General features: G+C 57.9%; 13 protein-coding genes. 12 read left to right on the top strand and 1 reads right to left on the bottom strand.

Features of this window, described 5'->3' with window-relative positions; genetic code table 11:
• Window positions 1-111 precede the first annotated feature (111 nt).
• The 12 genes from dnaT (at window position 112) to ACVCAM_RS04725 (ending at window position 11,825) form a co-directional block, all read left to right on the top strand.
• Window positions 112-657 carry a primosomal protein DnaT gene (gene dnaT / locus ACVCAM_RS04780; protein WP_025912125.1) on the top strand — a complete coding sequence of 182 codons (546 nt, stop codon included), beginning with the start codon at window positions 112-114 and terminating at the stop codon, window positions 655-657.
• A complete protein-coding gene (gene dnaC / locus ACVCAM_RS04775) occupies window positions 654-1,391 on the top strand; it encodes a DNA replication protein DnaC (RefSeq protein WP_008502094.1) in 738 nt (245 codons plus the stop codon). Before dnaT ends, dnaC begins: the two co-directional genes overlap by 4 nt.
• Before the next feature lie 83 nt (window positions 1,392-1,474).
• On the top strand, window positions 1,475-1,957 hold the full coding sequence (locus tag ACVCAM_RS04770; RefSeq protein WP_021240596.1) for a DUF2501 domain-containing protein: 483 nt from the start codon (window positions 1,475-1,477) through the stop codon (window positions 1,955-1,957).
• Between the two features lie 270 nt (window positions 1,958-2,227).
• Entirely contained in the window at window positions 2,228-4,519 is a 2,292-nt protein-coding gene (opgB, locus tag ACVCAM_RS04765; RefSeq protein WP_023326656.1) for a phosphatidylglycerol--membrane-oligosaccharide glycerophosphotransferase, read from the top strand.
• A 180-nt stretch (window positions 4,520-4,699) separates the two neighbouring features.
• Entirely contained in the window at window positions 4,700-5,338 is a 639-nt protein-coding gene (locus ACVCAM_RS04760) for an EAL domain-containing protein (RefSeq protein ID WP_045353170.1), read from the top strand.
• Between the two features lie 178 nt (window positions 5,339-5,516).
• Window positions 5,517-6,011: a Csu type fimbrial protein gene (locus ACVCAM_RS04755; protein ID WP_023293340.1), complete on the top strand. Its 495-nt coding sequence runs from the start codon at window positions 5,517-5,519 to the stop codon at window positions 6,009-6,011.
• A gap of 2 nt (window positions 6,012-6,013) precedes the next feature.
• Window positions 6,014-6,790, top strand: coding sequence for a fimbrial biogenesis chaperone (locus tag ACVCAM_RS04750; RefSeq protein ID WP_045371563.1), 777 nt, complete (start codon window positions 6,014-6,016; stop codon window positions 6,788-6,790).
• On the top strand, window positions 6,711-8,999 hold the full coding sequence (locus ACVCAM_RS04745; RefSeq protein WP_447093543.1) for a fimbria/pilus outer membrane usher protein: 2,289 nt from the start codon (window positions 6,711-6,713) through the stop codon (window positions 8,997-8,999). The genes ACVCAM_RS04750 and ACVCAM_RS04745 overlap by 80 nt, the downstream gene beginning before the upstream one ends.
• A complete protein-coding gene (locus ACVCAM_RS04740; RefSeq protein WP_023293343.1) occupies window positions 8,990-9,946 on the top strand; it encodes a Csu type fimbrial protein in 957 nt (318 codons plus the stop codon). The genes ACVCAM_RS04745 and ACVCAM_RS04740 overlap by 10 nt, the downstream gene beginning before the upstream one ends.
• Window positions 9,947-10,072: 126 nt before the next feature.
• A complete protein-coding gene (locus ACVCAM_RS04735) occupies window positions 10,073-10,813 on the top strand; it encodes a winged helix-turn-helix domain-containing protein (protein WP_039023930.1) in 741 nt (246 codons plus the stop codon).
• A gap of 2 nt (window positions 10,814-10,815) precedes the next feature.
• Window positions 10,816-11,289, top strand: a complete 474-nt coding sequence (locus tag ACVCAM_RS04730) for a hypothetical protein (RefSeq protein WP_025912120.1) — start codon at window positions 10,816-10,818, stop codon at window positions 11,287-11,289.
• A 29-nt stretch (window positions 11,290-11,318) separates the two neighbouring features.
• On the top strand, window positions 11,319-11,825 hold the full coding sequence (locus ACVCAM_RS04725) for a GNAT family N-acetyltransferase (protein ID WP_407223039.1): 507 nt from the start codon (window positions 11,319-11,321) through the stop codon (window positions 11,823-11,825).
• A 182-nt stretch (window positions 11,826-12,007) separates the two neighbouring features.
• Here ACVCAM_RS04725 and tsr read toward each other — a convergent pair whose 3' ends face one another.
• Entirely contained in the window at window positions 12,008-13,672 is a 1,665-nt protein-coding gene (gene tsr, locus ACVCAM_RS04720) for a methyl-accepting chemotaxis protein (RefSeq protein ID WP_023293346.1), read from the bottom strand.
• Window positions 13,673-13,677: the final 5 nt, after the last annotated feature.

Raw genomic sequence — 13,677 nt, 5'->3', positions numbered from 1 at the left:
CTGTAGCCCCGGTAAGCGCAGCGCCACCGGGGAAATCCCCTCCTTTCCTTCCCCCTCTCTGTGCTACCATAAGCCCCTATCACGCCCGTAGTAATCAGTAGAGTAAGCGTTATGTCCTCCAGAATTCTGACCACCAGCATTGCTGGTATTGATGCCTTTATGCGCGACCCACGCGGTGTGTTGACCCACGCCGAAGGCGGCACGGTTGCGGTTTTTGCCGACAACGCGCCAGCGTTTTACGCAATCACACCGGAACGTCTGGCACAGCTTCTGGAGATCGAAGCGCAATTGGCACGCCCGGCAAGCGATGTCACGCTGGATACCCAGTTCTTTGATGAACCGGTTAACGTTCCCGTGACCGTTCCGATGGGTAAATTTGCCCTCTATGCGGGCTGGCAGCCGGATACAGATTTTCAGCGGCAGGCCGCGCTGTGGGGCATTGCGTTAACCCAACCCGCCACAGCGGAAGAGCTTGCCGCGTTTACCGCCTGGTGGCAGGCGGAGGGTAAAGTGTTCACCCATATTCAGTGGCAGCAAAAGCTCGCGCGTCATCTTCAGATTACCCGCGCCGGCAACAACGGCCAGCCAAAACGTGATATCAATGCCTTTTCAGAACCGGATAAACAGATCCCCAGCGGATTCCGAGGTGCGAAATGAAGAACGTCGGCGACCTGATGAAACGTCTGCAAAAAATGATGCCTGCCAACGTGAAGCCTGCATTCACCACTGGTGAAGAGCTGCTGGCGTGGCAAAAAGAGCAAGGCAAGATCCGCGCCGCCGCGCTCGCCCGCGAAAATCGGGCGATGAAAATGCAGCGCACCTTTAACCGTTCCGGTATTCGTCCCCTGCACCAGAACTGCTCGTTCGATAACTATAAAATTGAGACCACCGGGCAGATGAACGCGCTCGCTGCCGCGCGTCAGTACGTGGATGAATTCGACGGCAATATCGCCAGCTTCATCTTTAGCGGCAAGCCGGGCACCGGCAAAAACCACCTTGCTGCCGCCATCTGCAACGAGCTGCTTCTGCGCGGTAAATCGGTCCTCATCATCACCGTGGCCGATATCATGTCCGCGATGAAAGACACCTTCAGCAACCGTGAAACCAGCGAAGAACAGCTGCTTAACGATCTGAGTAACGTCGACCTGCTGGTCATCGATGAGATTGGCGTTCAGACGGAATCCCGCTATGAAAAAGTGATCATCAACCAGATTGTCGATCGCCGCTCCTCGTCCAAACGCCCCACCGGCATGCTGACAAACCACAACATCGACGAGATGACCCGCCTGCTGGGGGAACGCGTCATGGACCGCATGAAGCTGGGTAACAGCCTGTATGTCATCTTCGACTGGGACAGTTACCGCAGCCGCGTTACCGGCAAAGAGTATTAAGACAGTTCCAGGAATCGCCGACAGGTCGCAGGTATATACTGGAACCCCTTCGGCCCAAAACGGACCTTTTTGAGAGAGCCATGATGAAAAAACAGATTCTAATCAGCACCTTTTTAGGCGCGCTGCTGGTAACCGGCGCAGCGCAGGCGGCGTCCTGGCAGGAGTCCCTGTCAAGCGCAGCAAATGAGCTGACCAAAGAGAGCAGCAGCACGCAGGGCGGACTCTCCGCCTCTTCCCTCACCAGCCTGCTGGGCAACAGTTCCCAGAGCCTGAGCGCGGGGACGATGAACAACGCGGCGGGGATTCTGGAATATTGCGCGAAGCAAAAGCTGGCCTCCGTGACCGACGCGCAAAATGTAAAAAACCAGGTGCTGGGTAAACTGGGTCTGGATACTCAGGAGCAAAAAGCGGACACCAACTACATGGACGGCATTCAGGGCCTGCTTAACGCGCAGAACGGTCAGCAGCTTAACCTGAGCACCCTCGGCAACTCTTCTCTGGCCAAACAGGTGAAAACCAAAGCCTGCGATCTGGTGCTGAAACAAGGCGTTAATTTCATCTCCTGATCCACCCCATTTTCTGCCACAACACGCCGCGTTTAGTGCGATAGTCTTGCAGCGCGGCGCTAAATGAGCGTTTTTCCTGCCTGCCACCGTCTCAGCGTCCGTTTGTCAGGATGTACACATCTTCATAAAAACGATTTTCTAAACCAAATCCTAACAACAGCACACTTTCGTGACACTAAAATTGCAGCTTAACGACATCGCAATTACATTGTATCACCCAAAAAATAAACAGTTAGCCAGCGAAGCACCTGGCGTCATGAGGATATGCTGTTGTCAGAATTCTTGTCTCTTATCCTTTTTCTGGCTTCTGTCGGCGTTTACGCCTGGAAAGCCGGCCGTCACACCTGGTGGTTTATCGCCACGCTGGTGGTGCTCGGCATTTTTATTATTTTAAACATTACCTTATACGCCAGCGATTACTTTACCGGTGACGGTATTAACGATGCGGTGCTCTACACCCTGACGAACAGCCTGACGGGCGCAGGTGTGGGTAAGTACATACTTCCGGGGCTCGGCCTTATCGTCGCGCTGGTGATGATTTTTGGCGCGCTGGCCTGGGTGCTGCGTCGCCGTCGCCATCATCCACACCATCATGGCTACAGCCTGCTGGCGTTATTCCTGGCGCTGGCCTCCGTCGACGCCAGCCCGGCGTTCCATCAGATCACCGAGCTGGTGAAATCCCAGTCGCGCGATGGCGATCCGGATTTCGCGGCTTACTACAAAGAGCCGTCGAAAACGATCGCCAACCCGACGCTCAATCTGGTCTATATCTACGGTGAAAGCCTGGAGCGCACCTACTTTGATAACGATGCCTTCCCGGACCTGACGCCAGATTTGGGCGCGCTGAAAAATGAAGGTCTCGATTTCAGCCACACCATGCAGCTGCCCGGCACGGATTATACGATTGCCGGGATGGTTGCCTCCCAGTGTGGTATCCCGCTGTTCGCGCCTTTTGAAGGTAACGCCTCAGCCTCCATGTCGACCTTCTTCCCGCAGAATATTTGCCTCGGCGATATCCTGAAAAACTCCGGCTACGAAAACTATTTTATGCAGGGAGCAAACCTGCGTTTCGCCGGAAAAGATGTGTTCCTGAAATCCCACGGTTTTGACCACCTGTACGGCTCAGAAGAGTTAAAAACGACGGTTGCCGATCCGAGCTACCGCAATGACTGGGGCTTCTATGACGATACGGTACTCGACGAAACCTGGAAGAAATTCGAGGAGCTGTCCCGCGCGGGCAAGCGTTTCTCTCTCTTTGCGCTGACGGTGGACACTCACCATCCGGACGGGTTTGTCTCGCGCACCTGCAAGCGCAAAAGCTATGAGATTGATGGCAAAAACAACAAATCGTTCAGCGCCGTCACCTGCAGTCAGGAGCACATCGCCGCACTGGTCGAGAAAATCAAAGCCTCGCCCTGGTTTAAAAATACCGTCATCGTCGTCTCGTCTGACCATCTGGCGATGAAAAACAGCGCGTGGGATCAGCTCAACAAGCAGGATCGCAGCAACCTGTTCTTCGTCCTGCGCGGCGACCAGCCGCAGCAGGAGGAGATCGCCACCAAACGCAACTCCATGGATAACGGCGCCACCGTGCTGGACATTCTGGGCGGCGACAACTTTATTGGCCTGGGCCGCAGCACGCTGTCGGGGCAATCCCTGTCGGAAGTGTTCCTCAACATGAAGGAAAAAATTCTCGCCTGGAAGCCAGACATCATCCGCCTGTGGAACTTCCCGAAAGAGATGAAAGACTTCACCGTCGATCGGGATAAAAACACCATTGCCTTCTCGGGCAGCAACTTCCGTCTGCCGCTGCTGCTGCGCGTCTCGGAAGGACGCGTTGAGCCGTTGCCGGAAAGCGAGTATTCCGCGCCGCTGCGCTACCAGCTGGCCGATTTTGCGCCACGCGATAACTTCGTCTGGGTCGACCGGTGCTACAAAATGGGCCAGCTCTGGTCGCAGCCGCTGGCGCTCTCGACCGACTGGTGCGTCTCGCAGGGCCAGCTTGGCGGAGAACAAACCGTTCAGCACGTGGATAAGGCGCAGTGGAAGGGCAAAACCGCCTTTAAAGATACGGTGATAGATACCGCGCGCTATCAGCGTAACGTCGACATGCTGAAAATCGTCGACAACGATATTCGCTACAAAGCGGACAGCTTTATCTTTAACGTGGCCGGCGCGCCGGAGGAAGTGAAACAGTTTAGCGGCATCTCGCGGCCGGAGTCCTGGGGACGCTGGTCCAACGCGCAGCTGGGCAATGAGGTGAAAATTGAGTACACCCATCCCCTGCCGGAACAATTTGATCTGGTGATCACCGCCAGGGCCTATGGGCCTAATGCTAACAAGCCCGTACCCGTGCGCGTGGGCGATCGGGAGCAGACGTTAACGCTTGGAAACGACGTGAGCACACAAACGCTGCATTTTGAGAATCCTTCACGCAGCAATACCCTGGTGATTGTACCGCCGGACCCGCAGTCCACGAATGAGGGAAATATCCTTGGGCATTCGCCGCGCGAGATCGGAATTGGCATGGTCGAAATCAAAATCATCAGCAAAGCGGGTTAATGCGCGTCGCGCCCGGCGTTCTGCCGGGCGCTTATGAAAATAAATAATCCTTTATAAATCTTATAAAATAGATAAAAACACTTTATATGAGCTATTTTTATCTATAAATATCCTGTCAAAAACCAAATCTATAAAATGTGCAGCTCATGAAATCACCACGGAGCGTTACGCACTTTTATCATGCTAACCGGCTATAAGTTCGAATCCATCCGGGCACTGCGCAGTGAAAATGTGATTGCCTGGGAGGTATTGTCCACGGCAAAGCCCCACGTCAATCTTGAAGATTACTTTGGCTCGATGACAGCGACCCAGCGTAAAGCGCACTTCTTTGCGCAGCTTCGTCACGCCATGTTTTGCAAGGATGGCGACAAGTATTACCTCAATGCGACATCGGATTTACTGCTGGACACGGACTTCCTCGACAGGCTCAAAGAAGAAACACCCTGCCCGGAGAGACTTGCTATCGAGGTCACCGATCTCCATTCGATGATACAACTCGACGATACGCAAAGCCGGGCGCTGCGGAAATGCATCGCAACGCTCCATCAGTGGGGGATAGAAGTGTGGGCAGACGATGTTTGCGAAGACCTTCTTCCCGAACTTCTGACCAGCCAGATCCGCTTCTGCGGCATCAAAATTGACAAACATACCTTCTGGAACGGACGGACCGAGCAGGCGAAGTTTCTGCATCTCACCCGCCAGTGCAAGCGCGTCGCCAGCAAGGTGCTGATCGAAGGCATTGAAACCGCGGGTGATTTCGCGCTGGCCCGCGCCAGCGCGGCCGATTACGGCCAGGGCTATCTGTGGGGCAGAAAATGACCCCTCTCATTCCGAATGCTGGCGATAAGGTCATCGTTCTGCGCGGCAATGCCTGCTTATGGCCTTGCCCCACTTGTTGCTGCCACAACCTGGCGGCATTCCATCAAAAACGCTGCCTGCTGGACGCTCAGTCATTCGCTTTGTAATTGCACTGTTACTCACGTCAGGAAAGAAGATCATGAAAATTATTCCCACCGTTGTATGTTGTTCCGTTCTCCTGCTTCCTGCTGCTGCGATCGCCGCAGACAGCACCGCAAGCGCGACGATGCACGTATCACTTGAGGTCGTGAAGTCGTGCACCCTCAAAGCCAACGACCTCAACTTCTCGCGTCACGGCTCCGATGAGTCGAGCGAAATCCAGGCCAAAACGCAGGTCGATATCGTCTGTACCAACGGCACGCCGTTCACTCTGACCGCCACCAGCAACGACGGCGAAAATGGAACCTTCTGGCTGAAGCCGGAAAACGGCGACACGGGCGCGCAGAAGATTGCGTGGAAGCTCTTTGCTGACGAAGGCAAACAGACGCAAATCACCGGCACGAATGGCCTGGACGATACCGGCAACGGTGCGGAACAGGAAGAAACGCTGTATGGCGTCATTGACGCCGGGGCGCTGACAACCGCCCAGGCAGGTACCTACAGCGACGATATCACGTTAAAACTGGAGTACTGATCGTGCGTCGCTATCTTTCCTGCTTCATTCTGTGGCTCATGATGCTGGCGCTGCTGTCACGCTACGCGCTGGCCGCCACGCTTCAGGTGGCCCCGGTAACGCTCGATCTGCAGAGCGACCAGCGGGCAGCGGCGGTCTATCTCACTAACAGTGGGAAAGCGGCCATCCATGCGCAGATTCGGGTGTACGAATGGACGCAAAAAAACGGTAAAGATGTTCTGGTGGCCACCGGGGAGGTGGTCAGCAGCCCGGCGATGACATCACTGGCGCCGGGCCAGCAGCAGCTGGTGCGTATTATCGTCATGCAGCCCGGCATCCGTGCACAGGAGCAAAGTTACCGGCTGGTCATCGACGAACTGCCGGACGCCACGTCCCGTGCCGCCAATCCCACCGCGGTGCACTTCCTGCTGCGCTACTCGATTCCGGTGTTTATTGCCGGGAACCAGAGCGCGCCCGTCAGCCACGATGCCCTGAGCTGTGAGCAGTCTGAAATACCGGCCACCCTTCGCTGCTTTAATGCCGGAAACCGCCACATCCGTCTCAGCCACCTTGAGGCCCTGACGGCCGATGGGCAGGTTGTAGGGTCGATTAAAGGCCTGGCGGGCTATGTGCTCCCGGGACAAACGGCCCTTTTGCCGCTTAAACACGCTTCACGTCACGCGCTCAGCACGCTGCGCGTCTATCTCAATGATGACCACCATGCCAGCCAGATACCCCTGCGCCCGCTCGCTTCTCGCGCTCCTGTTTTGGCTACCGCTCATGCTGTCAGCCCGGACTGAACCCGCCGACACCGTACAATGGCTGGCCATTACCGTAAACCACGCCCCGCGAGGCGAGCTCTGGGCCTGCCGGGTGGTGGATAATGCGTTATGGATAAGCCGCAGCGACATGAAAAAGCTGGGGCTTCACGCCCCGGACGATCGCGCCGAATGGGTTGAGCTGACGTCCCTGCCGGGCCTGAAGGTTAATCTCGACGTGCTGTCCCAGCAGGTGTCGATTACCGCAGAGGCAGACGCACTCGAGGGCCAGCAGCATCTCACCGCCTCAAAGCCCGCGCCGATGTATCGCTACCCTGATGCGCAACCCGTCAGCGCCTATACGCTCGGATACGCGCTCTACGCCAGTGATGCGCAGGGGCAGCGCCAGCTCAACGCCCAGACCATGCTGACCGCATCCGGAGGATTACCCGGAACGTTCAGCAGCAGTTTCTCAAGCCATGCCGGGGAGGAAAACAGCGCCGGTCGACCGACCCACACGCGTCTCGAAACCCGCTGGCAGTGGGACAACACCGACTCGCTGACCACGCTGGCGCTGGGCGACAGCATCACCACTGGCGCCCGCTGGAGCCGACAGGTGCGCTTTGGCGGGCTGCACTGGGCACGTAATTTTGAGCTCAATCCGCAACTCAATACTGAACCGCGCAGCCGCTACAGCGACACGGCCGTACTGCCTTCCACGGTCGATTTGTATATCGACGGCCTTAAGCAGAGCAGCCAGCGCGTCACGCCGGGTGACTTTCTGCTGGATACCCTGCCCTCCTACACCGGAAGCGGGCAGGCGGAGGTGGTCATTACCGATATCAACGGCCAGCGTCGCACCGTACAGCTCGATCTCTACGGCGCGCCGGGCATGCTGGCGGAAGGGCTCAGCAGCGGTTCGCTGGACATCGGCTGGATGCGGGAAAACTACGCCCTGCACTCCGACGACTATGCCGCCTCGCCGCTGCTGGACGCGGGCTGGCGCTATGGGGTGAATAATCACCTGACGCTGGCACTGCATACGGAGCAGCAGCGCAGGCTGCACAACGTGGGCACGGGCGCTGACTGGCTGGTCTCTCCCGCCGTAGGGGTGGTTAGCCAGCACGTTGCCGTGAGCGACAGCCCTTACGGTCAGGGCGTTCAGTGGGGCCTCGGCTGGCAGTGGAACGGCAGAGGAACGGGCATTTCTGCCAGCACCGTCCGCACCGAGGCGGATTTCGCCGACAACGCCCGCATGAGCGGTGCCGCCCCCGTCAGACGCAGCGACAGCGTTTGGGTAAGCCAGTCCGTCCCCCACTTCGGCACCGTGGGCGCGGGCTGGGTACAGCAGAACATTCAGGGCAGCACGCAGCGCTACCTCAATGCCTCCTGGTCGGTGTCGCTGCCGGCACACATCTCCACCACGCTGAGCTATACCCGCTCGTTTACGGATGCGTCGAGTCAGGTTCAGCTACTGCTTTCCGTCCCATTGGGTCGCGAGGACACGCTCTCCGTTCAGGCCAGCCGGGATAAACCACGCATGGATTACCGCCACCAGCCGGACGATGAGGCCGGCGGCTGGTCATGGGAGCTGGGCCAGGGCTTTGGCGAACGACGTGAAAGATATGCAGACGCAGGCTATCTGGGCCGCGCGGGCGAATGGCACGTTGGGCTGCAGCAAGGTGCCAGCCAACGCAACCAGTACGCCTCAGCAGAAGGGAGCCTGACGCTGCTGGACGGCAGCCTGCACGCGCTGCGCTACATCCAGCAGGGCATGGCGCTGGTCTCCACGCACGGCATTGGACACGTACCGGTGATGCTGGAAAACCGCCCGGCCGGTGAAACGGATGAGGACGGTTATCTCCTGCTGACCGATCTGCCGCGCTACCACAACAGCAAAGTCAGCATTAACCCGCTCGATCTGCCCGCCGATGTGATCGCCCCCGTCACCGACATGCATGCCAGGCCGGGCAACAGCAGCGCGGTCAAAGTCGAGTTTAACGTCCATCACGCCGTCACGGTTCAGGCCCGGCTGGTCGACAGCCGCCGCAGGCCGCTCCCGCTGGGCAGCGTCGTGTCAGCGCCGCAGGGTGCCACCATCGTGGGCCGCGATGGCTTTATCTGGCTTGAAGATCCGCCCCTGCCGGGTGAACTGGTGGTGAAGACCGGTGAGGGAGAGTGCCGGGTCGCGCTTCCGGCGCCCCGTACCGCGTCATCTATACAGAATATGGGAGAACAACTGTGTCATTAAGAGCGCCGTTATTATTGCTGCTCGTCCTGTCCGTAAAGGCGATGGCGGCAGCCTGCTGGATAACCTCCATGCCCGCCATTAACTTTGGCAACGTCGTGGCGGGCAATACCACCTCCGTCAACACCGAGGTCAAGTTTAGCTGCCAGGCCGACAACGAGGGCAGGACGGAATATCTCAACGTCTGCCTGAGCAGCGTAGACGCCCCGCCCTTTGAGATGATCTCGCCGGGGGACCAGGAGGGAAAACAGTACACCCTCCTCTTCCGCCTGCTGAACGGCGCAGCACGCTCTCAGGAGCTGGGGCCTGCCAGCAGCGGGAACCTGATTCAGCAGACTCTGGCCGCGCAAAGCAATGCCAACGTCAGCGGTACCTTTCCGCTTATCGCTACCATTCCGGCAGGGCAAAGCCAGCTTCCGGCCTACCACTATTACAACTACAACATGAATCTGCGCATCGCCTGGCACAGCGCCCTGCGTCAGGATGCCCTGCAAAACTGCTCGGACGGTTCCGCAGAGGGGGAGCAGGTGCAGGGCGGCACCAGCGCGCAGGCCGAAATCAGCCAGGGATGCTACATCGAGCGCGTGACGCCCCTTAACTTCGGCACCCTGACCAGCACCGCGACCCTGCGTCCGACGCGTTCCACCGCCACCCTGACCACGCGCTGCCCGGCCGGAACCGCATTCACCCTTGCCATGGGCAAAGGCAACCATGCCAGCGGTAATCAGCGGCAGCTCTGCAACAACGAGGGCCAGTGCCTGCGCTACGGGCTCTGGCAGAATGAGGCGGCCACGCAACGCTGGGGAGATCAAAGCAGCGGCGATGCGCTGCAGGTCACCAATCCCGCTGGCGGCACCCAGAACTACACCGTTTACGGCGAGGTCCCGGCACAGCCGCTAACCGGTACCGGGGAATTTATTGATGACGTGATTATCACGCTGACTTATTAAACCACCCAAAATCCTGTCTGGATCAATGTTATCGGTAACAGTGGCGTTAAAATAGCCAGCAATGCAGCCCGGAAGGCGTAGACCTTCTCTTTTTATTTTTTATCTCTGTTTTTATTACAACAACTTATGAAATACCTGCTTGCTGACGCCATCGTCTATAACGACGAGGACGGTTCTGTTTCTCTTATCAATGCGCCGGATGAGGATGCGCAGCTCCTCACCTGTACGGCCAATACCATCATGAAGCTGCTGGTTCAGCATCATGGGAACGTGGTTGAACGGGAAACCTTTCTCCAGGAAGTCTGGGATCGGCGAGGGCTTCAGGGGTCTAACAACTCCTTAAACCAGTACATCAGCATTCTGCGCAAGATGCTGGCGGCCCTGCTTCCCGACGCGCTGCTTATCGTTACCGTACCGAAAACGGGCTTTATGCTCAGCGCGGACGTTACGGTCACTCCGCTGGAGGAGGCCCCGCCGACCGCCGAAACGGCGAAACCTGCATGGCGCGTTCGCCCTGAATGGCTGTTCTGCGGCGCGCTCACGCTGGTCGTCGTTGCGCTATGCCTCTGGATCGCGCTGATCAAGCCAGAAAATTCACAAAGGGAGATCCATCTGCTGACGCATATCGGCACCTGCCCGGTCTACACCTTTACGCCGCTGGCGGACGTATTTCACGGGAAGGCAATAACGCTGGCGCAAACGCTTCAGAAGGACGGCCATCTTCCGTGCCTGAAAAATTCAATTTTCTACATGCACATTCAGAGAACGCTTTTCTACGGCCACGAAGGGCGGCTGGTGCTCTCCCAATGTTCCCTCACGCAGGGTAAAGCCAGCGCCTGTCGTACGCTTTACTATTACGAGTGGTGATGATGAGACACAAAAAAGTTTGGCTAACCCTGATCCTCAACCTGCTGCTGCTGGGCACCGTGCTGGCGTGGTACTTTCACACGCCCCCGCTGTCGGTGGCCTGCGACGGAAACCTGACCTTTTCCGACCGGCGCGACAACCACGATTTCACCTTTGACGGTGAGATCATTATGCGTTTTCATCCCGACAAAACCGGGTACATCACGGTTAACGGCAGCGTGGTGAATGCCCCACGCAGCTGGGAGGTTTCCCGCCAGGAGATGTTTAAATGGCGTCACGTGGAGGGCGAACTGTATGAGATCGCTATTCAAAAAGTGGAGCGTTTTAGCCATGACGCCATGCCGCCCGGGGTCTTTGAAAAATACGTTGCCGGCCTGACGCTGGGCAATAAAAGGCTTCTGACGATCGAGCGCACGCCGGAAGACGCGCTGGTGATCAGCAATTTCTATTCGCCGGTGCTGATCTGCTCGGAATAATGTCGACGGGTCAGGCTATACTTGCCGCCATGACTCTTCGCATTCGCCCCACCACCCTCAACGACATTGCCGCCCTGCCCGCCATTGAACGCGCGGCGGCCGGGCGCTTCCGTGACTTCCCGGCACTCGCCTGGCTTGCCGATGGCGAGGTCATTTCCGCTGAGCAACACCTCGACTATGTCGAACGCGGGTTAAGCTGGCTGGCGCTGGCAAACGACCTGCCCGTCGGGTTTATCCTTGCCGAAGCCCATCCGTCTTCACTGTTTATTGTCGAACTCTCGGTTGATCTGGACTGGCAGGGAAAAGGGATCGGCAGGCAGCTCATCGCCTGCGTGGCAGACCATGCCCGCAGAAAGTGGCTGACAGCGCTGACGCTGACGACGTTCAGGAACATACCGTGGAATGCGCCGTTCTATGCGCGGCTGGGGTTTGAAAAAATGACGACCCTGACGCCTGAACTGCGTCAGAAAAGGGAAGAAGAGACGGCGCACGGTTTCGCGTATGAAACGCGCTGCGCCATGCGCCTGCCTCTGTAATATCGCCCGGTGGCGCTGCGCTTACCGGGCCTACAAAACCCTGAACAGTAGGCCGGGTAAGGCGTAGCCGCCACCCGGCAAAACCACAAACCCTAGGCCGGGTAAGGCGCAGCCGCCACCCGGCACAACCACGAACCGTAGGCCGGGTAAGGCGCAGCCGCCACCCGGCACAACATACGGCGTTAGAAGGTTTCCCAGTTATCACCAGCATCAGCGGTAACCGTTTTACGCGCCATCGCCGGTGCTGCAACGGTTTTCGCAGAAGCGAACTCACGCGCTTTCATCTGCTCCTGCTGAATGCGGAACACCGCCACGGCCTGGGTCAGACGGCTTGCCTGTTCTTCCAGTGCGGCTGCCGCTGCGGCAGACTCTTCCACCAGCGAGGCGTTCTGCTGGGTCACGCGATCCATCTCTGCCACCGCCAGACCGACCTGGTCGATACCGCGGCTCTGCTCGTCAGACGCAGAGGCGATTTCACCCATGATGTCCGTGACGCGGGTAACCGCATTCACGATCTCACCCATGGTTTCACCGGCGCTTTCGACCAGCGTTGAGCCCACTTCCACGCGACCCACGGAGTCTTCGATCAGGCTCTTGATCTCGCGTGCTGCCTGGGCGCTGCGCTGGGCCAGGTTACGCACTTCACCTGCCACCACCGCAAAACCACGGCCCTGCTCGCCCGCACGCGCCGCTTCTACCGCCGCGTTCAGTGCCAGGATGTTGGTCTGGAAAGCAATGCCGTCAATCACGCTGATAATGTCGGCAATTTTCTGCGAACTGCCTGCGATATCGCGCATGGTCTGCACCACGTTGTCCACCACTTTGCCGCCTTTCTGCGCGGTTTCAGAGGCGCTCAGCGCCAGGTGGCTCGCCTGACGGGCGTTTTCGGCGTTCTGCTTAACGGTCGCCGTCAGCTGCTCCATGCTGGCAGCGGTCTCTTCTAGGGAAGCGGCCTGCTGTTCAGTACGGGAGGAGAGGTCGTTGTTGCCCATCGCGATTTCACTCGCGCCGCTGTAGATCGCATTCGCGCCGTTACGCACGTCGCCAACGGTACGCACCAGCTCGCCCTGCATATGGCGCAGCGAGTCGGCCAGTTCACCCATCTCGTTGGTGCCCTGGACCTCAATGCGCTTCACCAGGTCGCCGCTGGCGATATGGCGAATGTTGTCGATCAGACGATTCAGCGGGGAGATCAGCGTCTGCTTGATGTTGAGCCAGACGGCCACAATCACCACCAGCACGGCAATCAGGACGCCGATCAGCACCCAGATAGCCTGGCTGTAGGAGCTGTTGCTGTCTTCGACCGCCATCTGGTACAGCTTGTCGTTCTGCTGCAGGTAGCTCACGTACTGCTTCTCAAAACCGTCCTGGTAACTCTGGGTTGGCTGGTCGAAGAAGGCGTTGATTTTGCCCGCGCCCAGCAGCTGGATCAGCTCCGCCAGCGCGCCGTGGTAAATATCATAGTTACGCTTGATCTCCATGGCATCCGCATCGCTTTGACGCGGATCGCGCGGCAGGGCTTCGTAGGCAGCCCAGTTTTTTTCCGCCTGCTTCAGAGACGCAGACGCGATTTGCATCAAATCGTTCACGGTCGCGCCGCTGCCGATATTGCTCTGATCCATCATGTAGCGGATACCCGCGCGGTTCAGGGTATTACGGGTTTGCAGCAACGCAACCCAGCTGCCGTTCAGCGTGGACTGTTGCTGGCGAATGGTTTGCAGGACGGTGAAATTCTCTTTGTCATTCTTCAGAGCATTAAAGAAAAGACCACCGGATGTGAGTTGTAAAAGGCCAAATATCGCTAAAACCAGCATTAAGCTGGTGACAATCTTGATACGGTTTAACATGTTTT

This window comes from Enterobacter sp. CFEC122 (assembly GCF_052983755.1).
The sequence above is the reverse complement of the archived record's forward strand: the minus strand, read 5'-3'. Positions and strand labels throughout refer to the sequence as shown.

Bases quoted from the DNA above. Each gene is read 5' to 3' on its own strand.
- dnaT (WP_025912125.1), top strand. From the start codon at position 112: ATGTCCTCCAGAATTCTGACCACCAGCATTGCTGGTATTGATGCCTTT.
- dnaC (WP_008502094.1), top strand. From the start codon at position 654: ATGAAGAACGTCGGCGACCTGATGAAACGTCTGCAAAAAATGATGCCT.
- ACVCAM_RS04770 (WP_021240596.1), top strand. From the start codon at position 1,475: ATGAAAAAACAGATTCTAATCAGCACCTTTTTAGGCGCGCTGCTGGTA.
- ACVCAM_RS04760 (WP_045353170.1), top strand. From the start codon at position 4,700: ATGCTAACCGGCTATAAGTTCGAATCCATCCGGGCACTGCGCAGTGAA.
- ACVCAM_RS04755 (WP_023293340.1), top strand. From the start codon at position 5,517: ATGAAAATTATTCCCACCGTTGTATGTTGTTCCGTTCTCCTGCTTCCT.
- ACVCAM_RS04745 (WP_447093543.1), top strand. From the start codon at position 6,711: ATGCCAGCCAGATACCCCTGCGCCCGCTCGCTTCTCGCGCTCCTGTTT.
- ACVCAM_RS04735 (WP_039023930.1), top strand. From the start codon at position 10,073: ATGAAATACCTGCTTGCTGACGCCATCGTCTATAACGACGAGGACGGT.
- ACVCAM_RS04730 (WP_025912120.1), top strand. From the start codon at position 10,816: ATGAGACACAAAAAAGTTTGGCTAACCCTGATCCTCAACCTGCTGCTG.
- ACVCAM_RS04725 (WP_407223039.1), top strand. From the start codon at position 11,319: ATGACTCTTCGCATTCGCCCCACCACCCTCAACGACATTGCCGCCCTG.
- tsr (WP_023293346.1), bottom strand. From the start codon at position 13,672: ATGTTAAACCGTATCAAGATTGTCACCAGCTTAATGCTGGTTTTAGCG.